Origin of the sequence: Arcicella sp. LKC2W (assembly GCF_034931005.1) — a bacterium.
GTDB lineage: Bacteria > Bacteroidota > Bacteroidia > Cytophagales > Spirosomataceae > Arcicella.
Window position 1 is genome coordinate 173,522 of sequence record NZ_JAYGIN010000012.1, and the last position, 24,309, is coordinate 197,830.

20 protein-coding genes are annotated in these 24,309 nt (G+C 36.9%); 9 read left to right on the plus strand and 11 right to left on the minus strand.

Going from position 1 to position 24,309, the window contains the following annotated elements; genetic code table 11:
* The first annotated feature begins 169 nt into the window (after nucleotides 1-169).
* A complete protein-coding gene (locus tag VB796_RS11585; protein ID WP_323346707.1) occupies nucleotides 170-1,408 on the plus strand; it encodes a tetratricopeptide repeat protein in 1,239 nt (412 codons plus the stop codon).
* An 83-nt stretch (nucleotides 1,409-1,491) separates the two neighbouring features.
* Here the strand turns inward: VB796_RS11585 and VB796_RS11590 are convergent, their stop codons facing one another.
* Complete coding sequence (locus tag VB796_RS11590) at nucleotides 1,492-2,184, minus strand: DUF2306 domain-containing protein (protein WP_323346708.1); 693 nt, start codon at nucleotides 2,182-2,184, stop codon at nucleotides 1,492-1,494.
* A gap of 366 nt (nucleotides 2,185-2,550) precedes the next feature.
* Nucleotides 2,551-3,096, minus strand: a complete 546-nt coding sequence (locus VB796_RS11595) for a thioredoxin family protein (protein ID WP_323346709.1) — start codon at nucleotides 3,094-3,096, stop codon at nucleotides 2,551-2,553.
* Nucleotides 3,097-3,309: 213 nt separating this feature from the next.
* Here VB796_RS11595 and VB796_RS11600 point away from each other — a divergent pair, with 213 nt between their 5' ends.
* On the plus strand, nucleotides 3,310-4,344 hold the full coding sequence (locus VB796_RS11600; protein ID WP_323346710.1) for an ion channel: 1,035 nt from the start codon (nucleotides 3,310-3,312) through the stop codon (nucleotides 4,342-4,344).
* Nucleotides 4,345-4,454: 110 nt separating this feature from the next.
* Nucleotides 4,455-5,369 carry an LD-carboxypeptidase gene (locus VB796_RS11605; protein ID WP_323346711.1) on the plus strand — a complete coding sequence of 305 codons (915 nt, stop codon included), beginning with the start codon at nucleotides 4,455-4,457 and terminating at the stop codon, nucleotides 5,367-5,369.
* On the opposite strand, the gene pnuC is transcribed toward VB796_RS11605, so the two are convergent.
* The 3 genes from pnuC to VB796_RS11620 all read right to left on the minus strand — a co-directional run bounded on the left by pnuC (nucleotide 5,350) and on the right by VB796_RS11620 (nucleotide 7,186).
* Complete coding sequence (gene pnuC / locus VB796_RS11610; RefSeq protein WP_323346712.1) at nucleotides 5,350-5,931, minus strand: nicotinamide riboside transporter PnuC; 582 nt, start codon at nucleotides 5,929-5,931, stop codon at nucleotides 5,350-5,352. The two genes, VB796_RS11605 and pnuC, sit on opposite strands and share 20 nt — an antisense overlap.
* A gap of 138 nt (nucleotides 5,932-6,069) precedes the next feature.
* Nucleotides 6,070-6,756 (minus strand): endonuclease III, encoded by a 687-nt coding sequence (gene nth, locus VB796_RS11615; protein WP_323346713.1) that lies wholly within the window; start codon nucleotides 6,754-6,756, stop codon nucleotides 6,070-6,072.
* Between the two features lie 73 nt (nucleotides 6,757-6,829).
* The gene (locus VB796_RS11620; protein ID WP_323346714.1) at nucleotides 6,830-7,186 is read right to left on the minus strand and encodes a YraN family protein; all 357 of its coding nucleotides are present in this window, start codon (nucleotides 7,184-7,186) and stop codon (nucleotides 6,830-6,832) included.
* 209 nt (nucleotides 7,187-7,395) lie between these two features.
* Between VB796_RS11620 and VB796_RS11625 the strand changes: the two genes are divergently transcribed.
* A complete protein-coding gene (locus VB796_RS11625; protein ID WP_323346715.1) occupies nucleotides 7,396-8,700 on the plus strand; it encodes an NCS2 family permease in 1,305 nt (434 codons plus the stop codon).
* A 14-nt stretch (nucleotides 8,701-8,714) separates the two neighbouring features.
* On the opposite strand, the gene VB796_RS11630 is transcribed toward VB796_RS11625, so the two are convergent.
* On the minus strand, nucleotides 8,715-8,858 hold the full coding sequence (locus VB796_RS11630; protein ID WP_323346716.1) for a hypothetical protein: 144 nt from the start codon (nucleotides 8,856-8,858) through the stop codon (nucleotides 8,715-8,717).
* Nucleotides 8,848-9,201, minus strand: a complete 354-nt coding sequence (locus VB796_RS11635) for a type II toxin-antitoxin system PemK/MazF family toxin (RefSeq protein WP_323346717.1) — start codon at nucleotides 9,199-9,201, stop codon at nucleotides 8,848-8,850. The genes VB796_RS11630 and VB796_RS11635 overlap by 11 nt, the downstream gene beginning before the upstream one ends.
* A 478-nt stretch (nucleotides 9,202-9,679) precedes the next feature.
* Between VB796_RS11635 and VB796_RS11640 the strand changes: the two genes are divergently transcribed.
* On the plus strand, nucleotides 9,680-12,256 hold the full coding sequence (locus VB796_RS11640) for a M14 family metallopeptidase (protein ID WP_323346718.1): 2,577 nt from the start codon (nucleotides 9,680-9,682) through the stop codon (nucleotides 12,254-12,256).
* Between the two features lie 465 nt (nucleotides 12,257-12,721).
* On the opposite strand, the gene VB796_RS11645 is transcribed toward VB796_RS11640, so the two are convergent.
* Both VB796_RS11645 and VB796_RS11650 read right to left on the minus strand, forming a co-directional pair.
* Entirely contained in the window at nucleotides 12,722-13,483 is a 762-nt protein-coding gene (locus VB796_RS11645) for a hypothetical protein (RefSeq protein ID WP_323346719.1), read from the minus strand.
* A gap of 55 nt (nucleotides 13,484-13,538) precedes the next feature.
* Nucleotides 13,539-14,114, minus strand: a complete 576-nt coding sequence (locus tag VB796_RS11650; protein ID WP_323346720.1) for a peroxiredoxin-like family protein — start codon at nucleotides 14,112-14,114, stop codon at nucleotides 13,539-13,541.
* A gap of 323 nt (nucleotides 14,115-14,437) precedes the next feature.
* Between VB796_RS11650 and glyA the strand changes: the two genes are divergently transcribed.
* Both glyA and tatC read left to right on the plus strand, forming a co-directional pair.
* On the plus strand, nucleotides 14,438-15,730 hold the full coding sequence (gene glyA / locus VB796_RS11655; RefSeq protein ID WP_323346792.1) for a serine hydroxymethyltransferase: 1,293 nt from the start codon (nucleotides 14,438-14,440) through the stop codon (nucleotides 15,728-15,730).
* Between the two features lie 207 nt (nucleotides 15,731-15,937).
* On the plus strand, nucleotides 15,938-16,789 hold the full coding sequence (gene tatC, locus VB796_RS11660; protein ID WP_323346721.1) for a twin-arginine translocase subunit TatC: 852 nt from the start codon (nucleotides 15,938-15,940) through the stop codon (nucleotides 16,787-16,789).
* Nucleotides 16,790-16,935: 146 nt separating this feature from the next.
* Here the strand turns inward: tatC and VB796_RS11665 are convergent, their stop codons facing one another.
* Nucleotides 16,936-18,492, minus strand: coding sequence for a DUF1501 domain-containing protein (locus tag VB796_RS11665; RefSeq protein ID WP_323346722.1), 1,557 nt, complete (start codon nucleotides 18,490-18,492; stop codon nucleotides 16,936-16,938).
* A gap of 69 nt (nucleotides 18,493-18,561) precedes the next feature.
* On the minus strand, nucleotides 18,562-20,268 hold the full coding sequence (locus VB796_RS11670) for a DUF1800 domain-containing protein (RefSeq protein ID WP_323346723.1): 1,707 nt from the start codon (nucleotides 20,266-20,268) through the stop codon (nucleotides 18,562-18,564).
* A gap of 237 nt (nucleotides 20,269-20,505) precedes the next feature.
* On the opposite strand from VB796_RS11670, the gene VB796_RS11675 reads away from it, so the two are divergent.
* Both VB796_RS11675 and uvrA read left to right on the plus strand, forming a co-directional pair.
* The gene (locus tag VB796_RS11675; protein ID WP_323346724.1) at nucleotides 20,506-21,294 is read left to right on the plus strand and encodes a 5'-methylthioadenosine/adenosylhomocysteine nucleosidase; all 789 of its coding nucleotides are present in this window, start codon (nucleotides 20,506-20,508) and stop codon (nucleotides 21,292-21,294) included.
* Between the two features lie 144 nt (nucleotides 21,295-21,438).
* Complete coding sequence (gene uvrA / locus VB796_RS11680; protein ID WP_323346725.1) at nucleotides 21,439-24,276, plus strand: excinuclease ABC subunit UvrA; 2,838 nt, start codon at nucleotides 21,439-21,441, stop codon at nucleotides 24,274-24,276.
* Nucleotides 24,277-24,309 lie beyond the last annotated feature (33 nt).

Consider the following 24,309-nt stretch of genomic DNA (forward strand, 5'->3'; position numbering starts at 1 on the left):
TAATTCACTTTGAGACTGTTTTGTTTTAAAAGAATCTTACTCTTCGAAAATCTACATTTTGAAATGTATTTCTTTACCATTTGTGTAAAAGTGAAAATCGTAGAAAGTTTAAAAATACTTTTTGCCATCGCTTTTCGTTAATTTTGCACAAAAAGAAAGAAACTCTGACATGAATACCATATTGAAATCTCATCTTATCATCAAAATATTTACCCTTTGTTTGTGCCTATTCGTACAATCGCAGACGGTAACGGCTCAGTGGTGGAAAGACACTGAAAAAGCCGAAAAGGAACGTTCTAAAGGAATGTTATTACTCACCAACGAAGTACAGATTGAGGCAACAACCGCTATCAATCACATGTATAATTTTAAATTTTACGAAGCAGAAAGAGAGTTTGGTTATCTAAAAGTAAAATATCCAGACCACCCACTTCCTGATTTTTTATTGGGGTTAATGGAATGGTGGAAAATTGTACCCAATACAGAAAATGCCCTTTACGACGAAAAATGTTTGGGGTACATGGATAAAAGTATTGATAAAGCCATGAAAATTTGGGATGATTCCGAAAACCCCGAAGCAGCGTTTATTATGGCGGCGGCATTCGCATTTAAAGGACGTTTACATTCTGAGAGAAAACATTGGTCGAAAGCTACTTTTGCGGCAAAAAGTGCTTTGAAATATTTAGATAAATCAAGAAGTTTTGCTGATTTTAGTCCAGAATTGATGTTCGGTGATGGACTTTACAATTATTATTTTTATTACGTAAAAGAAAATTATCCATTGCTTCGCCCTGTGCTTTGGCTATTTCCGAAGGGAGATAAACCAAAGGGAATCAAGCAGTTAGAAAAAGTAAGTTATAATGCTTTTTACACACGTACTGAAGCTCGTTATTTTCTTTTGCAAATTTATGGCTTAGAAAACATGAACGACAAAGCCTTAGATTTATCTAAATACACCCATGAGGCATATCCTGATAATCCGTTCTTTCATCGTTTTCATGCTCGTTGTGCCTTTGTTTCTGGCAGAGTGAATGAAGCTAAAGAATTATCAAGAAGTATTTTATCTAAAATAGATGAGCATTACGCAGGTTATGAAGGTGTGAGTGGGCGTTATGCCGCTTATATTTTGGCATATTACGCTTACAATTATGACAAAGACTTCAAAACAGCAAAAGAATATTATCAGAAAACATTAACTTTTGCCAAAAATACAGGCACAACCAACTCAGGATATTATTGGTCGTCGATGTTGGCTTTGGGAAAAATTGCCTCACAGGAAAAAGATTACGATACTGCCATTGAGTATTTCAAGCAAGTGATTGAAGACACAGACCGCAAAGCTACCCAGCGTGACGAAGCGAAAAAATTATTAACGGAAGCGAAAAAAGCACGTAGAAAAATGAAATAAATTAAGTTTGTCTGAACTAAGATTTTTGGGATTAATGGATTTTATGACTTTTTAAAATTTATAAAATCCATTAATTTTATAAATCATAGTTCAGATTTTGTTTTCTCAAATTTCTTCAAATAATAAGCACGAGTTCTGGCAATTATGATTCCTCCGATAACTCCTGGGGCAATCCAAACTACTAAACCAGGAATATATGGTGGATTATTCACCACCAAAAAAGCAGTAACCGTAGCAATATACGAACCTCCCATGCGTGAAATATGGTTTTGAAACCAATAAAGAATAGGTACAGGCGTTCCTTCTTCACTTTCAATTGTTTTTCTTCCTCCAAAAATACTTAAATCTTCAAAAGCTAAGAGAAACATAAATATTCCGAAAACAAGGAATAAAACGGTATAGAAAACATTATCCATTTTGAAGGCTAAATAGCTAAAATAAACCATTCCGAGAGAACAAACAACTCCTAATATTGACGCAAACCAATCAAGAAAAACAGGTTTTCCACTTTCTTTTCGATGAACCAATCGTACACCTGTGAAGGTATTATAAAAACTAAAAACGGCAATTCCTGCTAAGAAAATGAGGTTTAATTTCATCTGAAAACGAATTAAAGCCGTAAGAGCAACCACAAACATTGCCCAAAAGTAAACCTTTCCCCAAAATATATGAGCTTTCCCACCCTTTATTGAAAACATCGGTACAAGTCCCGTTACTAAAGCAAGGAATCCTGCGGCAATATGAAAGTACAAGGTGATTTTTAAGAAGGTTTGCATAGTATTTTAATCAGAATAGAAGTTTTATTTTGGAAGGAAACAAAAGTAAATATTTCCTCAATTACAATTAAAGGGGAATTTAAACAAGAAAAAGGAAAATTCAATAAAGATTTTCAGAGATATTTAATCGGAATTATCTACTATTTGTCGCAAGACAAAATTAGACCACGGATAGAACAGATAAAACAGATTTACACTGATTTTTCTTTAAATTTATCCGTGTAAATCCGTTGAATCAGTACAATCTGTGGTCTAATTTTATTCTGCGACAAATTGTAGATAGTTCCGTATTTAATAGCACAAATTCAGTATTAGCCATAAAAAAAGCCTTGCGGTTGGCAAGGCTTCTCAGGATTGAAAGGTAGTTTATTTTTTCCCTTCTCCGTATTGTTTTGGATAAACGTCTTTTTGGAATTGTTCCCAATTACCTTTTTTATAGTGGTCATCACCAAAAAAAGTAATTACTTGATGAAACTGAGGAGCTTCTTGAAAACCTGGAACGGGCTGAATCATGTTAAATTTTTCGTCTAAATAAACGATAGTCGGGAAAGACATTTTCCCTTGCAAAAGAGCCACTCCCGCCTGATTATAACCATTTTGCCAAATATATTTTTGCGTGCCAATTCTGATGGTATCTTTTATTTCGGCATCTAACTTAACAGCATAAAATTTTTCATTGACAAAATTCGCCACCTTATCATTCGGAAAAGTACGTTGATCCATCACTTTGCACCAACCACACCAGCCTGTATAGACATCAACCAAAATTTTACGAGGTTCTTTTTGGGTTGCTGCAAAAGCTTCTTCAAGCGTCATCCAATGAATTTTTTGACCTGCGTGTTGAGTGGCGGTTTGAGCATTACCTACAAAAGTTAATGAAAATAATATAGCAATTAATAGAAGAGTTCTCATTTGAATTGATGATTAGAAACTAACACATTCCTTAGACGACGAATGTTTAGTGATTGTAACGTAATTTCAGACAAAAATAATTCATTTAGTATATGTTTTTGTACTGATAGTCAATATTTTCACCGTAATTAATTTTATACGTTTGGAAGAAAGATGAATAATGAAACGAAAACCTGCCCAAATAGGTTAGTGAGTTATTAAAACTACTCGAATATGAATTTACTTCATCCTAAAAAAGATAAACTTGTTGAAGCTGAGGAAAAACGCCGAGACTTAGGTTTTGGCACACAAATAAATGACCCCGACACTCGGTTGTTGAACCGTGATGGGAGTTTCAATGTAAAGCGTGAAGGAGGCGGTTTTTGGAGCGAACTAAATATCTTCAATCGTTTAGTGGTATGCTCTTGGGGGAGATTTTTTGAGTTAATTGCTTCATTTTATTTAATATTAAACCTAATTTTTGCGGGAATTTATGAATTAGTTGGCATTGAAAATTTGCAAGGTGCTGATATGACATCAGTGAGAAGTCGATTGATGGATGCTTTCTTTTTTTCTTCACAAACCCTTACTACGGTTGGTTACGGACGCATCGCTCCGATTGGTTTTTGGGCAAGTTCAGTCGCAGCGGTTGAATCATTGTTAGGATTATTGATTTTTGCCTTGGCTACCAGTTTGTTATACGGGCGTTTTTCAAGACCTGTTGCTCATATTTTATATTCCGACAAAGCCATTATTTCTCCGTATCTCGACGTTACAGGTTTTATGTTCAGAATCGTCAATGAAAGAGCCAATCAACTCATTGACCTTCAAGTAGAAGTTGCCATGTCAATTCTTGAAAAACAACCCAACGGAAAACTTCTCAGACGTTATTATGGCTTAGATTTAGAACGAAGTAAAGTCAATTTCTTTCCGACAAACTGGACAATTGTTCATGCCATTACCCAAACCAGCCCCATGTTTGGCTTGAGTAAAGAAGAACTTGTAAAATTAGATGCAGAGTTTTTAATTTTAATAAGAGCCACAGAAGATACTTTCAATCAGACAGTTCATACCCGTACCTCATACCATTCTCGTGAACTTGTAGCGGGTGCCAAGTTCTTACCCATGTTTAGTGACAAAGAAGGCTCTGGCATTGTGTCATTAGACCTAACCAAAATATCTGATATTCAAGAAGTTACACTCACAAGCGAATACATCCCTCCTACCAAAGAAGTGGAGATTGGCAAACAGGGTGATTATTTTATTTGATTAAGGTTAAAGAGCGTCTTAATTTTGTTCGGAACAATAAAGGGTTTGGCACAAGACAAACGATAGCCCACTGATTTTGTTTTCTCATTTTAATTAAAAAAACTCATATTTTGCGACCAACTCCATTACAAAAAGGTGATTCCGTAGGCATTATAGCATTAGCCTGCAAAGTAGATTTTGAAGCAATACAACCTACTATCAAATTGATGGAAAATACTTGGGGTTTAAAGGTTTTTATTGGGGAATCTGTCATGAGTGAGTATCATCAATTTGGAGGTACAGACGAAGTACGTGCAAATGACTTTCAGTTGATGTTGAATAATCCTGAAATCAAGGCTATTTTCTCGGCTCGTGGTGGTTATGGAAGTTCTCGTTTATTGGATTCTATTAATTTTACGGATTTTCAAAAGTCTCCTAAATGGGTCGTGGGGTTTTCGGATATTACCGCTGTTTTGTCTCACATTCATACCCTCAATATTGAAAGTTTGCACGCTACAATGCCCAAATTGTTTTTGCAAGAAGGTGGAGAAAAATCATTAGAAAGTCTGAAGAAAATATTATTTGGAGAAATGCTTGATTACCAAGTTAATTCACAAGAAATGAATCGTTTGGGTTTTGCCAAAGGACAATTAATTGGTGGAAACTTAGCTATTTTATCACATATTTTTGGTTCAAAATCTGATATAAATTACGACGGCAAAATTCTATTCTTGGAAGATGTCAATGAATATTTGTACAGTATCGACCGTATGATGATTCAGTTGAAACGGGCAGGGAAATTGAAAAATTTAGCAGGTCTAATTATTGGACATTTCTCAGATTGCCAAGATAATAATGTTCCCTTCGGAAAAACTGCCAATGAGATTATTCAAGAAGCCGTTGCTGAATATAACTTCCCTGTTTGTTACGGTTTCCCTGTCGGACATGAACCCGAAAATTGGGCTATGCCTGTGGGGCGGGAAGTAATTTTGGAAGTAAAAACAGATGGTGTTTTTTTGAGGGAAGCTACTGAGGTTGTGTCATAGATTTTCTCCAATCAATAATACCTTTGATGGGCAAAAGAATTAGGATAAAATACAGGATACTCGTTCCAATAAGTCCTTTTGAAAAGTACATTCCTACATAAAAAACGTTTGCTACAATCCATACCACCCAGTTTTCCAGATACTTACGGGCTGCCATCCACGTAGCAACCAAACTCATTGCGGTTAGAAATGAATCTAAATAAGGCAAACTTGCATCGGTATTTTTACTGTGAATATAACCCGAAACTAAAGTAAATGTGACTAAAAATCCCGAACAAATAATAGCAATTTGCGTCGGAATTTTACTAACAGTTAAGGTTGTTTGTTGCTTTCCTCCAAATTTCCATTCGTACCAACCATAAATACTCAAAACGATAAAAACCAACTGCAATTCCATATCGGAATATAATTTTGATTGGAAAAAGGTTACGGCATAAATTCCAGAAGCAACAATTGCCCAAAACCAACCCCAAATATTCTGCTGAGTATTGAGCCAAACACAGAGAACGGAGGTAATAATTCCAGCAACTTCAATCCAATTTTGTTGTAAATATTCTATCATTTTGAGGTATGTTTTTGTTTTGCCACGAAGGCACGAAGACACTAAGGTTTAGAATTTGGATTTAAAATTTATACAGAATATGTTTTTGTATAAATTAAACCACATACTTAACAACGTAGTCAGGGTTTTGAACGCTGACTACGTTAAGAGCATTTTCTCCTTCTCAGCCGCTTTCATCACTTTTCTTTCTAATGCTTCAAAATGCTTACACAAGCCTTTCAAGGCACACTCTCCGCATTTTGGCGAGCGAGCAACGCAGATATAGCGTCCATGTAAAATCAGCCAATGATGGGCAACAGGTACGGATTCTGTTGGAATATATTTGATTAATTCTTTTTCAACTGCCAAAGGAGTTGTTGCAGATTTTGGGACTAAACCAATCCGATGTGAAACCCTAAAAACGTGCGTATCAACTGCCATTGCGGGCTGATTATAAATGACCGAAACAATGACATTTGCCGTTTTTCTACCAACTCCAGGAAGTGTTTGTAATTCCTCAATTGAACTTGGCACTTCCGAATTATATTCTCTAACCAAACGTTGAGCCATGCCAATCAGGTGTTTGGCTTTGTTATTTGGATACGAAATGGAACGGATATATGAAAAAACCTCATCAAATTCTGCTTTAGAAAGAGATTCAGCATCGGGAAAACGCTCGAAAAGTGGAGGCGTAACGATGTTTACACGCTTGTCAGTACACTGAGCCGACAAAGACACTGCCACTAATAATTCATAAGGATTGCGATAGGCTAATTCAGTTTCTGCAATCGGGAAATTTTCAGAGAAATAGCCAATCAGTTGTTTATATCGTTCTTTTTTGAGCATTATTTGTAGGACAGATTTCCAATCTGTCAATCGGTCTTTTAAATTTTACTGAACAGGTTGAAAACCTATGTTACTAATAAAAAGCATCTTCAAAATGGGTAATTTCAACATTTTCTTCTGTTTTAAAAATCACAGAGATTATATCAAATCTAATTTGTTGTTGCCAATTTGTACTATAAACAAAGTTTCCTGCCGCTTTCGTTACCAATTTTACTTTATTCTTTGTAACATTAATTTCAGGGTTGCCAAATTTAGTGTTTGTCAACGATTTTACTTCTACGAATATTAGAAAAATATCCTTTTTCACGATAATATCAATTTCGGCTCTTCCAAAACGATAATTTCGGGCTACAATTTCATAGCCTTTTTCTTCCAAAAAATGCGTTGCTAAATCTTCTCCTTTTTTACCAGTTTCAAGGTGTTTTGCCATATTTTTAGATGTTTGTAATTTGATGTTGTGTTTGTAGAAAATATTATAAATATTGTGTCGTAAAATCGTAAATGGGGCTAATTGTAACTCGTAATTATAAGTACAAATAACCAAACTACTTTCTACTTTCTCAAGATACTTTATATTGATTAGCCAATCAAAAAATCTTTGATTAAATTTATCGGAACATCAATTTACTGAATTAAAATATGTCTCCAACCACCCGAAAAACTGAAATACTTGCGGGCGTAAGCTCATTTTTAGCCACTATGTACATTATCGTGGTCAATCCAGCGATACTTTCTCAAACAGGAATGCCTTTCTCTGCGGTGCTAACGGCTACCGTTTTGCTTTCATTTTTTTGTAGTGTGATGATGGGTTTATATGCCAAAAACCCAATTGTTGTTGCCCCTGGAATGGGTATGAACGCCTTTTTCACCTTCACTGCCGTCAAAGGAATGGGCATTAGTTATCAAGTGGCTTTGGGTGCTGTATTTTGGGCGGGCGTTTTGTTCATGATTCTGTCGATTTTCAACGTCAGAACGCATATTGTTAAAGCAATTCCAAAACCATTACGTTTTGCCATTTCGGCAGGTATTGGCTTGTTTATCAGCTTAATAGGTTTTGAAAATGCTAAGTTTATTGTGTCGAATCCTGCCACTTTAATCGGGATTGCTAATTTGAAAGACCCGATTGTTTTAACGTTTTTATTCGGATTATTTCTGACTTCAATCCTGATAATTCGTAAAGTGCAAGGCGGAATTATTATTGGAATTGTACTGACGACTTTACTCGCCATTCCGATTGGGCGTTATTGGGGAGATGCTTCTGCCATAAATTTTGGACAAAGAGCGTTGGTTAATTATCAAGGAATTTTTGCCAAACCAGATTTTAGTTTAATCGGACAATTAGACCTTATGGGGTCATTGAAATTCTCTCTAATTCCCGTGGTTTTTGCTTTTGTTTTTACGGATTTGTTTGATAGTCTTTCAACCTTTGTAGGACTTGCTGAAGCGGCATATTTATACGATGAAAACGGTGAGCCACGCAATGTCAATCAATCTCTTTTGACCGATGCCGTTGCCACTTTATTGGCAGGAATTTTAGGCACAAGTCCGGGAACGGCATACATAGAATCGGCAGTGGGCATTGAACAAGGCGGACGACGTGGACTGACCGCCATCACGGCAGGAATTTTGTTTTTGCCTTTTATGTTTTTATCGCCTTTATTGTCCATTATTCCTGCCATTGCTACTGCACCTGCTTTGGTAATTGTGGGTGTTTTTATGATAAAACCCATCACAAAAATCAATTGGTCGAAATTAGACTATGCCATTCCTGCCTTTTTAGCAATGATTTTAATACCATTTTCGTACTCCATCACGCAAGGAATTATTTGGGGATTTTTGTCTTGGACAATCCTAAAAGTTGGAACGGGAAAATATAAAGAAGTATCCACAACGCTCTGGATTATTGATTTGTTTGCGGTTGGGGCTTTGTTTTGGGGACATTGAGGATAAAAGACCCATTATTTACTTTTGATTACTTTTGATTTTTCGATGTATTCATTTTTTGATTTTTCTTCAAATCCAAGCATTAGCATCAATTCCCCAAATGCTTTTAAGGTTTTAGGGTCATCAATTACAACTTCGTATATTTTTTTAGATTTCATGAAAAACAGATTTGATAATTTTTGATTTTACTCTATCAAAATATTCTGGTTTTAGAAAAGTATTATTCTTCTTTGTAACATCATCCATCGTAAAAATCTGAACAAAATGTGTAGCAAAATATCCATCTTTATTTGGTGATTTTGTTAGCCAAGCAGATTCGATTTTTATCGTGTATTTGGGAATAATGTTTTTAGTAGTCATCAAGACACCATAGAAGATTTCTTCTTCATCAAAAAGTTCTGAAGTTGATACAACCAGAACAGGATGTGGTTTAAATGATCCATCATTTGGAAAGTAGAAATTGGCTTCAATAATTTCAAGTGGAGATACTTTTCCTTTCATAAATTTTGTAGTGATTTACCAACTATACGAGGTTTTTTATACTTAATCATAGTCCTAAAGTCATGTGCGGATAAATCATTACTTTTTTTAGGTGTTTCTTTTTCTTGGAACGAAAAATTTCCAGCTACCAATATTTTATTGATTAGCTTGATATTTTTTGCAGAATTGGCATGAATTGTTATTGTCATTACTTGAATTTTATATGTACAAATATAGATAGATTTCAGCAAATTATATAGACTAAAATCAGAAAATGCACTCATACTAAAATCATTAATATCGCTTACACTGATTTGCAATCAGTATATTATTGGTCTTGCGAAGTGTCGCATTTATTAGCGTTAAAAACGTAAGACCAGCCCACGCCTGACTGTTCCACTGGGGTTATAAATCAGGGCGAGCAAGGCAAAGCAGGTTGGATAAAAAACAATTTTTAACTATTATTGTGTAACATAATTTATTTCAACAAACCAACATAATGAAAAACCATTTACCTAAAATAACTCACAGAAAGCGGTTCGCCGCTTTTTTGTTTTTGCTACTGGCTCATTTCAGTTTCGGACAAGTTCCCAATAGTTATTATTTACCTCAAAATGTCAGTTACGACCCCAAAATACCAACACCTCAACAGTATTTGGGCTATCAGGTGGGCGATTGGCACATTCAGCACGATGCACTGGTGGTTTATTTCAAGAAAATTGCTGAACTCTCCAATCGGGTACAATTGACAGAATATGGTCGTACTTACGAAAATCGTCCTTTGTTATTGATGACGGTTTCGTCACCCAAAAATTTATCGAATATTGATAAAATTAAAGCCGACCACCACGCTTTGGTTGAACCCGAAAAATCAGCAAGTTTAGACACGAAAAATATGCCGATTGTGGTCTGGATGGGATATTCTGTTCACGGAAACGAAGCCAGCGGAACGAATGCTTCGGTTTTAGCAGCCTATTATTTGGCAGCGGCTCAGGGTACAGAAATTGACTCGCTTTTGAACGAAACGGTCATTTTAATTGACCCAAGAATTAATCCCGACGGCGGAGAACGTTTTTCGAGTTGGGTAAATGCCAATAAAAGCCAAAACTTAGTGTCTGACCCAAACAGTCGTGAACTCAACGAAATGTGGCCTGGTGGACGTTATAACCACTATTGGTTCGACTTAAACCGTGATTGGCTTTACACGCAACACCCAGAAAGTAAAGGAAGAATCCAGAAATATCACGAATGGAAACCGAATATTTTGACTGACCACCACGAAATGGGTCCCAATTCTTCATTCTTTTTCCAACCTGGAATTCCTGCTCGTACTCACCCACTTACGCCTAAAAAGAATATTGATTTAACCGAAAAAATTGGCAAATTTCATGCTGAAGCTTTGGATAAAATCGGTTCATTATATTTCACAAAAGAAGGTTACGACGATTTTTACTACGGAAAAGGCTCAACATTCCCCGACGTGCAAGGTTGTATCGGTATTTTGTTTGAACAAGCCAGCTCTCGTGGGCATTTGCAAGAAACTCAAAACGGCAATATGAGTTTTGCCTTTACCGTTAGAAATCAATTCACCACGACGCTTTCAACCCTAAAATCAGCTCGAAATTTACGTCAAGAATTATTGGATTATCAGCGTAGTTTTTACCAAGAAAAGAACGCTTCACCTGTTCAATCTTACGTTTTTGGCGGTGGAAATGACCCCGTGAAAATATGGGAAATGACCCGCATTTTACGTCAGCACGAAATTGATGTGTATGAAATCGCTAAAGACGAAACTTTAGACGGCAAATCTTTCAAAAAAGGAACGTCATTCGTGGTACCATTGAATCAGCCTCAATATCGTTTAATTCAGGGAATTTTCGAAAAACGTACCACTTTTGAAGATTCGCTTTTCTACGATATTTCGGCTTGGTCGATGCCACATTGTTTTAACGTGCCATATTCAGAAGTAAAAACGCCTTTGACTTTAGGAGCAAAATTGACGGCAAATGATTTTCCAAAAGGAAAAGTAATTGGCAAAAGTGCCTACGGATATGTTTTTGAATGGAACAGTTATTTCACCCCAAGAGCCGCTTACGAATTACAGAAAAAAGGCTACAAATTGAAAGTTGCCACCGAACCATTTATGGGCGTAGTGGAAGGCGGAACGAAAGAATTTAGTTACGGAACCATTGAAATTACGGCAGGCTCAAATCAGCAAGCCAATTTTGAGTCGCTCAATACGCTTTTACAAACTTTGGCAGAACGTGATGGCGTGAATTTCTATGGTGTAAAAACGGGTTTAACACCCACAGGAATTGATTTGGGAAGTAGCTACTTTGCTTCTATGCGTCAGCCTAAAGCCTTGATGTTGACGGGTTTAAATGTAAATCCAAACGATGCGGGCGAAACTTGGCATTTATTGGACACTCGTGTAAATCTTCCTTTAACAATGGCAGATATTACGCAAACGAACCGTATGAGTTTGGAAAAATACAATACTTTAATCCTTTCAAGTGGTGATTATAGCAGTTTAGATGAAGAGAAAATCAAAACTTGGGTACGTGGTGGCGGTGTGTTAATTGCCATGACCGATGCCGTGAATTGGGTGGTTGCCAAAGGGCTTTCTCCTGTAAAAATCAAAGCAATTCCCGCTGATACGTCTGCTCCAAAACCTTACGCTTTGGCAGAACGATACAAAGGAGCTCAGCAAATTGGCGGGGCTATTTTTCAAGTAAAAATCGACCCAACGCACCCCATTGGTTATGGATTTAAGGAAAACACTTTGAGTGTTTTCAGAGACAATACTATTTTCTTGGAAAAGATAAAAGACCCTTACAATGCTCCGCTGATTTATACCAACGAACCTTTGGTAAGTGGCTATATCACAGAACGTAACAAGAAATTATTGAAAAATACGCCATCAGTGGTAGCAACGAGTTTTGGTGCTGGAAAAGTGATTGTGATGACGGATAATCCAAATTTTAGAGCATTTTGGTACGGTACAAATAAGTTATTTTTAAATGCGATGTTCTTCGGCTCAACGATTCTTTCGGGAGTACGTGGTGGAGAAGACTGATATTAAGTCCTAAGTCTTGAGTCCTAAGTATTAAGAAATATATACCTAATTTTTTTAATACTTAGGATATAAGCAAGAAGAACAAATAAATTGATATTATAAATATTGTCGTCATGTCGTAGGGACGTATCGCATACCAATGCTGTCAACTTAATAAATTTATCTGTCTAACGCTGTCAGGGTTTTGAACCCTGACAGCGTTGAAACTGGAATTGTCTCAATTTTGGAACAATTCAAAAGACTTTAAATTGACAGCATTGGTATTAGATACGCCCCTACACAATATCAATTTATTAATTCTAAACACTTAATACTTAGGACTTAATACTACTCAAAAAAAATATCCCGCTGATGATAGAAATCTACCTTCAGCGGGATTTGTATTTATAGAAACTTTATTAATTTTTACTCTTCCTTCAATTGGATTTTCCTCCTAACCACTTCCCTCATCACCAATACCATAATTTAAAACTGCATTCCGTCTAAATCATTCACCGAAACCACATATTTAGCTTCATTATTTCCCATTCTCACTTTCAAATGATAATTTCCTCCTGCTAAATAATATAAAGGCTTCAATACTCCTGTTTGCGTAGCCTCACTGTATTTATAGTCGCAAGGAATACCCATACCAGTTTCAGTAGTCAAAATTGGGATTAATCTACTATCTCCTGTTTTGATATGAATAACATTATTTTCATCTGTTTGCAAGCATTTTACAATTTCACTTGGAGCAGGAACAGCATCAACCGTAAATTTTACAGGGGCATAAATGATAGTTTTATCTTCTTCATCAATTTCCATAATACGGTAATATTTTGTACCGATATACATTTTAGGGTCAACAAATGTATATAATGACCTTTCATCATTTTTAGGGTCAACTTTCACCTCCACTAAATCATAAAAAGTCTCTCTATCATGACTAATCTGAATCACATAAATTTTCGCATCTTTACCCACAGCACTAACCCACGATAATTTTGCTTTATAATTCTCATCAAGCGTAGCTTTCAGTGAAATTTTAGAATTACTTAATGATTTGATTGGCTCAAACGATTTTTTAGAAAGTATTGATGCAATACGACTTTGTTGTTCATCAAATAATTTTACATCAAAAAATTTATATTCTTTGTTAGCTAATAATTTGAAAGGTTTTGCGGGAATAGCGAAAGAAACATTGACGATAAAAATCATCAATACTGCATAAAGGAACGTTTTTTTCATGGGTTATTTATACTCGTTAGTGTACCCATTTATTTAACAAAAAATATACCAAATATTACAAACTCTTCAAAATATTTTCAATATTTGCTCGTTGCTGATAATTTTCATCAAAATGTACAAATTCTATCTTTCCATCTTGCCCAATTACATAAGTTGCAGGCACAGGAAGTATCCAATCTCCTTGTTTCTTTTCTAAATCCAATCCGTAGCCTTTATATTTAGTTTGCATATCGTCCGACATTGAATAAGCCACTTTCCAATCCTTCATAATCTTACGGTCTTTGTCGTAAATTATTGAAAATGTTGATTTTGTCTTTTCGACAGCTTTGCTAATAGACTCTTCAGGTTCAGGAGTTATGGCAATAACCTTTGCATTTTTTGCACTAAATTCTGGTAAAGCTTGCTCCAATTGGCTCATATATTTATTGCAATAAGGACACCAAGCTCCTCGATAAAACATCAAAACGACCTTTCCCTTTTCGGTTAATTCTTTGAGACTAATCATTTTTCCGTTATGGTCTTTTCCTACAAAATTAGGAGCATTATCACCTACTTTCAAGGCGAAGGGTTTGTCCTGAGCAAAGGTTGAAAAGAAACTCATTATCAGGATAATTGTTATTAATTTGTTCATGAATAAATGAAATTTAAGTTTAATAAATGTAAAATTGAATGATTTGGTCTTCTTCAAAGGTAAGTCAGCCGACATTCAAAAAAATTGTTTTCACAATCCATTTTAAAGCCTTATTTTTACACCGAAAAACAGTCTAATCATTTGATTTTGTGAATATTTCAAGAAGTTTTTGAAGAATATTTGCTCATTCGGAGGTGTTAGGGATTAGATGTTAGGTTTTAGTATTTTAAGGCATTACTTATTTTGGTTAATCTTAAAAACTATTCCCTAAAACCCAATTCCTAAAACCTATTACCTAAAACATTCACTCATTGAATTTACCAATGGCAACAGCAACTTTCACACTCGAGAGAGATACCGAAATTTTTAATTTGATTAATCAAGAAGCTCACCGTCAAGAGTACGGAATCGAATTGATTGCTTCTGAGAATTTTACTTCAAAACAAGTCATGGAAGCTCAAGGCTCAGTTTTGACTAATAAATATGCAGAAGGACTTCCAGGAAAACGTTATTATGGCGGTTGTGAAGTAGTTGACCAAGTAGAAACCATTGCGATTGAGCGTGCAAAAGCACTTTTCGGAGCATCTTGGGCAAACGTTCAGCCTCACTCTGGAGCTCAAGCAAACGCTGCGGTTTTCTTATCATTCTTAAATCCAGGTGATAAAATTTTAGGTTTCAACCTTTCTCATGGTGGTCACCTTTCACATGGTTCGCCAGTAAACTTTTCAGGAAAATACTTCCAAGCATTTTTCTATGGCGTTGAACAAGAAACAGGTTTGATTGACTGGGATAAAGTAGAAGCAACCGCTTTGAAAGAAAAACCAAGATTGATTATTTGTGGTGCTTCAGCATATTCTCGTGATTGGGATTATGCTCGTTTACGTACAATTGCTGACCAAATTGGGGCAATTTTATTAGCGGATATTTCTCACCCATCAGCATTAATTGCGAAAGGTTTATTGAATAATCCAATGCAACATTGCCATATTGTAACCACAACTACGCACAAAACTTTGAGAGGTCCTCGTGGTGGTTTAATTATGATGGGTAATGACTTTGTGAATCCATTTGGTTTAACAACATTGAAAGGTGAATTGAAAATGATGTCAGCGTTGTTAGACGGTGGCGTTTTTCCAGGAACACAAGGTGGACCATTGGAACACGTTATTGCAGCAAAAGCAATTGCTTTCGGAGAAGCTTTAACGGATAATTTCCAAACGTATGCCGAGCAATTACAACGTAACGCTCAAGTAATGGCACAAGCATTTGTTGACAAAGGATACAAAATTATCTCTGGCGGAACAGATAACCATTTGATGTTGATTGACTTACGTCCAAAAGGATTGACAGGTAAATTAGCAGAAAATACTTTGGTAAAAGCTGATATTACTATCAACAAAAACATGGTTCCGTTTGATGATAAATCGCCATTTGTAACATCAGGTATGCGTGTGGGTACGGCAGCCATGACAACTCGTGGTATGAAAGAAGCAGAAATGTTGCACATTGTAGAACTAATTGACAGCGTTTTGATGAATCACGACAATGAGACTTTCATTGGTTCTGTGAGAACAGAAGTAAACAAATGGATGGAAGCATTTCCGTTATATGTATAAATTTAAGTACAAAGTTAAGTCTTAGGATATAGTATCTGTTGATAAAATTTCTCTTAATACTTAATACTACATACATAGTACATTATAAAAACCCTGACAATCCTAAACGTTGTCGGGGTTTTTTGTGTTTTTGATGTAACTTTGTGAGGTAAATTTTAATCCAAGAAATATGACGAGAAGCATTTCTCGATATAATAATAAACACAAATGGCTTTAGACCAAGATTTTGAACACGAATTAGACGAAACCGAAGGAACAGAAATGTCCTTTATTGACCATCTTGAAGAATTACGTTGGCATATAATACGTTCGTTAATTGCCATTTTTGTTTTTACAATTGGAGCATGGGTTTTTCAGAAAGAGATTTTTGGGGGCATTATTATGGCTCCTTCCAAATCAGAATTTTGGACAAACCGTATGCTTTGTAAATTAGCAGATTTAACAGGCGTAGATGGACTTTGCTTCAAACAAGCAGACTTTATTTTACAAAGTAGAGAAGTATCAGGGCAATTTATGATGGCTCTTACGCAGTCAATCATGGTAGGTTTATTGCTGTCTTTTCCTTATTTCTTTTGGGAAATTTGGCGTTTTGTAAAACCTGGATTAAAAGAAAAAGAAGCTAAAGCTGCCCGAGGAGCTGTATTTTGGGTTTCAGTCTTGTTTTTTACAGGTGTGGCGTTTGGGTATTATGTGGTTTCACCAATGGCGATTAACTTTTTGGCAAGTTTCAAATTAGATGATGCTATCCAAAATCAATTTGATATTAATGATTATATTTCATTGCTTTCAACGATGACTTTGGCCTGTGGAATTACCTTTCAGTTGCCAATGATTGCTTATGTATTGTCGATGGTTGGTATTCTAACGCCACAATTCATGCGTGAATATCGTCGTCATGCTTTGGTAGTAATTTTGATTATTGCGGCAATTATTACGCCTTCACCCGATATGATTTCTCAACTTTTGGTAACCTTACCACTTTTGGGACTTTATGAAATCAGTATTGGTGTATCTGCAAGAGTGAACAAGCAACGCCAAGCGGAGACATTAGAAGATTAATTCAATTTAGGATTTGATATAAAAACGGTCAGATGAAATAAATCATCTGACCGTTTTTTGTTTGTTTCAAATATGATTAGTTGGGTAGGTTTTAAGATTGTCTAAGAAAAATCTTTACATCAAGTAAATCATAGTTCAGACAAAACTTAAATACCAGCAACCGAAAGTTTTACACCCGCAGCGATATTCAAATTTCCGTAGTTTTGAAGATTTTTAACCGTTGCATTGGCACTGAGTGAAACGGTATGACCTGCACAAATTTTGGCATTTTCTGTTGTAAAAGGCACACGTCCACACGACCATGTTTTTTCATCGTGCCAACTTCCTGTTTTTATCGTACAAACTTCATCCGTAAATAATGAAACTGTATCAAAAGATTTATTTAACAATACTGAAGTCGCATCGGTTTTGCTTCTTCCGAACCAGTCGATGAGAATATCCCAATAAATTCTTCGGAAGTCGATTTGCATTTTTAAATCTTGATTACCCGTTGTACCGTTCAAATCTGTCGGTAAATTAGAATAACCTCCGATATTTGGATTTCTTCCAACCATTTGGCGTTTCAGACTTGAACCAAAAACAAACATTGGAGCGGCTACACCGTGGTCTGTTCCAGCACTTGAGTTAGAGTTGGCTCTTCTGCCAAATTCTGAAAAAGTAAATCCAACAACTTTATCTTCCACCCCTCTCTGCTGTAAATCAGCTTGAAATGCCGTAATTCCTGCCGAAACTCTTCCTAACAAAGTAGCGTGTCCACCCAAATTATTATTGGTTCCACCACCAGATTGCACTTGTCCCGAGTGAGTATCGAAGCCTCCAATCGAAAGGAAATAAATTTTGGTTTTTAAACCTCCTCCAACTAATCTTGCTACAATTTTCAATTGGTCAGCAATAGAATTACTTGTAGGATATACAGGAGCTGGCGTAATATTTCCAGCATTATGAGCTGCCGTAATTTCAGCTGAATAACCAATGGCTAACGCTTGTTGTTGACGGATAAAAGCTACTAAATCACCTGCTTCACAACATGGTAAATCTGGAGAAGTCCCTCCGCTACCACCACCGACCAAAGTAGCATAACTGGCGGGGTCATTAATTGCCACAGCCATCGACTGGTTGCTCCCCAAAACAGTTGTAGAAGTCAAATAACCAATCTGAATTGCTAATGGGTCTTCCATTGTGGCATTTGCTGCATCACGGTCTGTAATTGGGGGTGTTGGGTAATTTAAGAATCTGTCTTCTAAATATCTCCCCGCCCAGCCTGTATCTGTTTGCACATTGGAATCCGAACCTGTCATCCAAATATCAGTAGCTCGGTAATGTGAATAGTTGGGAGTTGGATAAGAAACCGAATGAACAACAGCCACTTTTCCATTATCGTGGAGTTGTTTCAAGCCTGTCATACTTGGATGTAAACCTGTCAGTCCATTTCCAATTGGTAAAACAGACGCTTGTGGTATGGCAATATTGCTTCTTAAAGTATTGTATTGAGAATATTGGTCGAGTGGAATAACGGTATTCAATCCATCATTTCCACCATTAAGATATATGATAACTAAAACACGGTCTTTGGCGAGTGCATCCGTTTTCATCAGGGATTGCACAAGTGGAGAATTAGCTCCGAAGGCTTTCACCCCCATTCCGCCCACCATTACTGGAACTAAAAAAGAGGATGTGGCAGCAAGGAAATCTCTACGTTTCATAATTGTATATTTTGATGCTATTTGCTTTATGGATAATTGATTGTTTACAGGAAAAATTCCTGTTGTACTTTAACAAATACTATATTCTGCCATTCTGAGTAAGTATTTCATCAAGGCTTCTAATTTGGATTTTACCGTATTAATATTTGTTGTCGTTGGGTTTGATTTGTAAGCAGCCCATTGGGTTGGCCAATTTGTTCGGGGTTGATTAATCATAAAAATGGTATCAATCAAAAATGTTTTTTGATTGGCAGTAAGTCCCGTTGCAAATAAATTCATTGTCACTAAATCCACAATATGCACGCAGTTGGTAACATCATAATTGGGAGGTAATGGAATTGTTGGATTATGATTAACATTTGTTAAATCAACCATCGCTAACATATCTATTTTGATAGTAACTAATGGCGTAATACCAGAAACAACTGTTCTACCAGAAATTAATCTATCCGTGAATGAGTTACGAAGACCAACTTGCGAAGTATTTATCCAGTTTCTTGAATATCCCGTTTGAAAATACGCATCATAGCCAAAAACCGTAGGTTGGTCGAGCAAAGCCATTTGCATTTCATTCATTCTATCATACAAATATTGGGCATACACTCGATGATTTTTAATGCTGTTAATCAAGTTTCCAGCATCAATCATGGGAACTTGAAAATTAAAGAAACGATAAGCTCCAATGATAAACTCGGCTGGAGATTTAATGATTGCTCCAATGTTTCCTACATCATAGAAATGTTCAGAAGATAATAGTTTGTAGATAATGGGTTTTATTTCAAAGGTTCTGCCTGTGATTGGGTCAGGGCTTTTAAAAATATTGGCCAAAGGAATTATTACATTGTCCTCAATTTCTTGGGTAACATTGGGATTAACAAAAAAGCGGTATAATTTTCTACAAATGAATTTTGATGTTTCTGGATGAGCAAACAGGGTAGTCAAAAGTTCATCTATTTCAAATTCACCTGCATTACTATAGCCAGGATATGTTGTAGGAGTATTGATGACTTTATTTTGATAACTGGCAGAGAAAACTTTAGAGGCAGTATCATGGCGAGTTGCAGTAAAGTAACTCTCCACAAAAGTTGTTCCGTTTGAATAAAAATTTCTATATCTCCAACCCGTCAATACTCTGGCAGCCGCTTTTACATCATTCTCAGTATAATTACTATTTCCTGCAAAATCCTTCGCTCCCACCACAAATAATTCTTGTAATTCACGAGCATAATTTTCGTTTGAAGCAACCCCACCCGTTCCTTTTTGATTGTCATGCCCATTCAAGTATTTCAGCATGGCAGGGTCATAAGTAATATCACGTACAAAGTCTTTGAAATTCTCTAATGAACGCCCCCTAACTTTCATAAAATACTTATAGACAGCTCGATACTCATCAACAGCGGCTTCGGTAGTAACAAAATGATTCTGCCAAAAAAGCGTCATTTTATCAATAATTGATGGATTTCCATGTTGCATGGTTATCATATTTATCCACCAATATTTGTAATAAAATCTAAATTCAAAATTTCGCCCAAGTGTTGAATCATAAGCAGTATTTACATATTCCTGTCCAGCCGTCGTTTTGGCATCATTCAAATCAACAGGCGGAGGTGGATTGTAATTAATATTATCAATTAAAGTCTGAATTGCCAGCGTTGAGCTAACCCCAGTAAATGCTGCAATATTGGCTTGGGTAGGGCCAAACGTAGCCCTGCGTAATAAATGAGCAGCCTGTTCAACCGTAAGTGGTTGAGCGTAGGCGTTCAATGAGTAGTTCATTGTTAAGCGAGTTAAGGATTTAATAATGGAAGTTCTTATTAATCGTTTTGGGCGGTGAAGGGAAATAAACTTACTGGGGTACGTAGAATGTACAGAAATTATATTTTAGTGTTTAATTATTTACTAAATTTAGTGAATAACATTGTTTTTCAATGCAGAATAGCATTGGGAAATGAGTAAATGGTAATTTTGTTAACAAATATACTCAGAACAAGAATTGTGCAATTCATCACATTTATGAAAAAAATAGCATTATTATTTTTATTATTTTCTTTTCACACAAAAGCCCAGAAACCACTAACAGCTATTTTGGGTGCATTCAGCGACGAAGTAAAACTGTTAGAAGACTCACTTCAACACAAACAAATCATCAATCTCAAAGGCATTCGTTTTCTTACAGGAGAGTTGCGTGGGCGTTCAGTAGTGGTAGCACTCACGGGCGTAGGCAAAGTAAATGCTGCCATGACTACCACCATTTTATTGATGAATTGGCAACCTCAACAACTGATTTTTACGGGTATTGCAGGAGGAGTCAATCCTGAAATTATGCCTGGAGATATGGTCATTGCCAAATCGACTATTCAACACGATTTCGGAAAAATTGACTCTACGGGCATGGTGCTTTGGCAAACCTTTAACCCAACGGATAAATCAAGAAATCCGCTATATTTCCCTGCCGATTCTATTCTACTACAAAAAGCCCAAAAAGTGTCAAATCTAATGAAATACAAAGAAATTGTAGGTAGAAAAGTAAAGGTTATGACAGGAATTGTAGCCACTGGCGATGTTTTTGTAAATTCAGATGAAAAAGTAAAAGAACTCCAAAATAAAGTAAAAGCCGATGCTACCGAAATGGAAGGTGCAGCCGTAGCACAAGTTTGTTACGAATTAAAAATACCATGTTTAATCCTCAGAAGTATCAGCGATAATGCCAACTCAAAAGCCCATGTGGACATGAATGTTTTTGGCTCAATAGCCGCTTACAATTCAGCAAGTTTGGTATTAGGTATTTTAGGGAATTTGTAAACTTCTTTAAACTCAAATAAAAACCCAAAAAGCCCACGCCAAAAACGTGGGCTTTTCTTTAACTTTATGGTTCAATTAGGTGTTAGGTTTTAGAGGCTCAGGTTTAAAATCAACCCCTAAACCCCAACCCCTACTCCCCACAATATGGCAAATAATAATTCAGACATTACAGGACACGAGAATATCGAAATTCTTGGTGCAAGAGAACATAATCTTAAAAATATTGACCTCACCATTCCACGCAATAAATTGGTGGTTTTTACGGGAATTTCTGGCTCAGGCAAGTCTTCCTTAGCTTTTGATACCATTTATGCGGAAGGGCAACGCCGTTATATGGAATCATTTTCTGCCTATGCACGTAGTTTTATGGGCAATATGGAACGTCCAGATGTGGATAAAATCAATGGACTTTCGCCCGTGATTTCGATTGAGCAAAAGACGACTTCCAAAAATCCACGCTCGACCGTTGGAACCGTTACCGAAATTTACGATTTTATGCGTTTGTTCTACGCACGAGCGGGCGAAGCGTTTAGTTACGTCACGGGCGAGAAGATGATTAAGCAATCTATCGACCAAATTATTGACGTGATTTTGCAAGATTATCAAAACCAAAAATTGATTATTTTGGCTCCTGTCGTAAAAGGACGTAAAGGTCATTACCGTGAGTTATTTGTTCAAATTGAGAAATTGGGTTATACCAAAGTACGTGTGGACGGCGTGGTGATGGATATTCAGCCTAAAATGCAACTCGACCGTTTCAAAATTCACGATATAGAAATTGTAATTGATAGAATTATCGTCAAAACCGAAGACCGTTTTCGTTTATCACAATCCGTGCAAACGGCTTTGAATCAAGGGAAAGGCATCATGATGACACGTGATGAAAAAAATGAGGTTCGTAATTTTTCAAAATTCTTGATGGATCCTGTTTCGGGCATTAGTTACGACGAACCGTCACCCAATAATTTCTCTTTCAACTCGCCTTACGGCTGGTGTCCGACTTGTCAAGGTTTGGGCAAAGTGGAGGAAATTACCGAAGACTCGATTCTACCCGACAAAACCCTCAGCATTGAAAAAGGAGCCATTGCTCCGATTGGGGAATTCCGTGATATGTGGATTTTTAAGCAATTAGAAGTATTGCTGAAACCTTACAAAGTGAGTCTGAAAACGCCCATCGAAAAATTCCCTGCCGAAGCCATCGAAGTCATGCTTCATGGTACAGATACGCCTGTGGCTGTTCCTTCCAAAAAATACGAAGGCACAGATTGGAATACCAAATATGAAGGCATCGTAACGTTTTTGAAACGTCAGCAAGAAACAGGTTCGGAGAAGATTCAAGACTGGATAAAAGACTTTATGGTCGTGAATACTTGCCCCGATTGCAAAGGTTTGAGACTAAAAAAAGAGTCGCTTCATTTCTTGATTGACCATAAAAACGTTGCTCAATTAGCCGAAATGGACATTGCCGAATTGGCGACATGGTTTACCGATTTAGAGCCAAGAATGAATGAACGCCAAAACGTAATTGCCAAAGAAATTTTGAAAGAAATCAGAAAGAGAATTGGCTTTTTGACGGGTATTGGCTTGGAATATTTAACGCTAAATCGTTCATTACGAACACTTTCTGGCGGAGAAGCCCAACGCATCCGTTTGGCTACGCAAATTGGTACGCAATTGACCAACGTGTTGTATATCATGGACGAACCAAGCATCGGTTTGCACCAACGAGACAACGTAAAATTGATTCAAGCCCTCAAAGATTTACGTGATTTGGGTAATTCGGTTCTCATCGTTGAACACGACAAAGACATGATGTTGGAGTCGGATTATATTGTGGATATTGGTCCAGGAGCAGGACGACACGGCGGGGCGATTGTGGGACAAGGAACGCCCGAAAATTTCTTAAAAAATAACTCAACAACGGCTAATTTTTTGAGTGGAAAAATTGGAATTGACGTACCCAAACAACGCCGAAAAGGAAACGGTAATACACTAATTATCAAAGGAGCAACGGGTAATAATTTGAAAAATGTTACGCTAAAACTGCCTTTGGGGAAAATGATTTCGATAACAGGCGTGAGTGGTTCGGGAAAATCTTCGCTGATTCACGACACGATGTATCCGATTTTGAACCGTCATTTTTTTTACGCAAAAAAAGAACCCATGCCTCATAAATCGGTGGAGGGTTTGGAACATTTGGACAAGGTAATCGAAGTTGACCAATCGCCCATCGGACGCACGCCACGCTCGAATCCTGCTACATATACGGGTATGTTTACGGACATTCGCACCTTGTACTCAGAGTTGCCCGAATCTAAAATTAGAGGCTACAAAGCGGGTCGTTTTAGCTTCAATGTGAAAGGTGGACGCTGTGAAGATTGCGAAGGTGCAGGCATGAAAAAAATTGAAATGGAGTTTTTGCCCGACGTACACGTAGCTTGCGAAACCTGCAAAGGAAAACGCTTCAACCGTGAAACGCAGGAAGTTCGTTTTAAGGGAAAATCAATCGCCGATGTGTTGGATATGACGGTAGAACAAGCGGTAGAATTCTTTGAAAATCAGCCAAAAATTGCTCGCAAAGTACAAATGCTCAACGAAGTAGGTTTGGGATATATCACCATCGGGCAACAAGCGACAACGCTGTCGGGAGGAGAAGCCCAACGAGTAAAATTAGCCGAAGAACTCTCGAAAAGAGACACGGGCAAAACCATGTACATCTTGGACGAACCCACCACTGGACTCCATTTTCAAGACATCAAAAAACTCTTGGAAGTCCTCAACCGATTGGCAGACAAAGGCAATACCGTCTTGATTATTGAGCATAATTTAGACGTAATCAAAGTATCCGACCACGTAATTGACATCGGTCCAGAGGGAGGACAAAAAGGCGGAAACATCATCGCAGAAGGCACCCCAGAGCAAGTAGCGAAGGTGAAAGGGAGTTATACGGCTAAGTTTTTGAAGGAGGAGTTGAAGGGGTAGGGTAAAATTGATATATTTAGCTATTTTAAAACA

Bases quoted from the DNA above. Each gene is read 5' to 3' on its own strand.
- VB796_RS11625 (WP_323346715.1), top strand. From the start codon at position 7,396: ATGTCTCCAACCACCCGAAAAACTGAAATACTTGCGGGCGTAAGCTCA.
- tatC (WP_323346721.1), top strand. From the start codon at position 15,938: ATGGCTTTAGACCAAGATTTTGAACACGAATTAGACGAAACCGAAGGA.
- VB796_RS11645 (WP_323346719.1), bottom strand. From the start codon at position 13,483: ATGAAAAAAACGTTCCTTTATGCAGTATTGATGATTTTTATCGTCAAT.
- VB796_RS11640 (WP_323346718.1), top strand. From the start codon at position 9,680: ATGAAAAACCATTTACCTAAAATAACTCACAGAAAGCGGTTCGCCGCT.
- nth (WP_323346713.1), bottom strand. From the start codon at position 6,756: ATGCTCAAAAAAGAACGATATAAACAACTGATTGGCTATTTCTCTGAA.
- VB796_RS11595 (WP_323346709.1), bottom strand. From the start codon at position 3,096: ATGAGAACTCTTCTATTAATTGCTATATTATTTTCATTAACTTTTGTA.
- uvrA (WP_323346725.1), top strand. From the start codon at position 21,439: ATGGCAAATAATAATTCAGACATTACAGGACACGAGAATATCGAAATT.
- VB796_RS11585 (WP_323346707.1), top strand. From the start codon at position 170: ATGAATACCATATTGAAATCTCATCTTATCATCAAAATATTTACCCTT.
- VB796_RS11665 (WP_323346722.1), bottom strand. From the start codon at position 18,492: ATGAAACGTAGAGATTTCCTTGCTGCCACATCCTCTTTTTTAGTTCCA.
- VB796_RS11600 (WP_323346710.1), top strand. From the start codon at position 3,310: ATGAATTTACTTCATCCTAAAAAAGATAAACTTGTTGAAGCTGAGGAA.
- VB796_RS11590 (WP_323346708.1), bottom strand. From the start codon at position 2,184: ATGCAAACCTTCTTAAAAATCACCTTGTACTTTCATATTGCCGCAGGA.
- glyA (WP_323346792.1), top strand. From the start codon at position 14,438: ATGGCAACAGCAACTTTCACACTCGAGAGAGATACCGAAATTTTTAAT.
- VB796_RS11670 (WP_323346723.1), bottom strand. From the start codon at position 20,268: ATGAACTACTCATTGAACGCCTACGCTCAACCACTTACGGTTGAACAG.
- VB796_RS11630 (WP_323346716.1), bottom strand. From the start codon at position 8,858: ATGAAATCTAAAAAAATATACGAAGTTGTAATTGATGACCCTAAAACC.
- VB796_RS11620 (WP_323346714.1), bottom strand. From the start codon at position 7,186: ATGGCAAAACACCTTGAAACTGGTAAAAAAGGAGAAGATTTAGCAACG.
- VB796_RS11675 (WP_323346724.1), top strand. From the start codon at position 20,506: ATGAAAAAAATAGCATTATTATTTTTATTATTTTCTTTTCACACAAAA.
- VB796_RS11650 (WP_323346720.1), bottom strand. From the start codon at position 14,114: ATGAACAAATTAATAACAATTATCCTGATAATGAGTTTCTTTTCAACC.
- pnuC (WP_323346712.1), bottom strand. From the start codon at position 5,931: ATGATAGAATATTTACAACAAAATTGGATTGAAGTTGCTGGAATTATT.
- VB796_RS11635 (WP_323346717.1), bottom strand. From the start codon at position 9,201: ATGAAAGGAAAAGTATCTCCACTTGAAATTATTGAAGCCAATTTCTAC.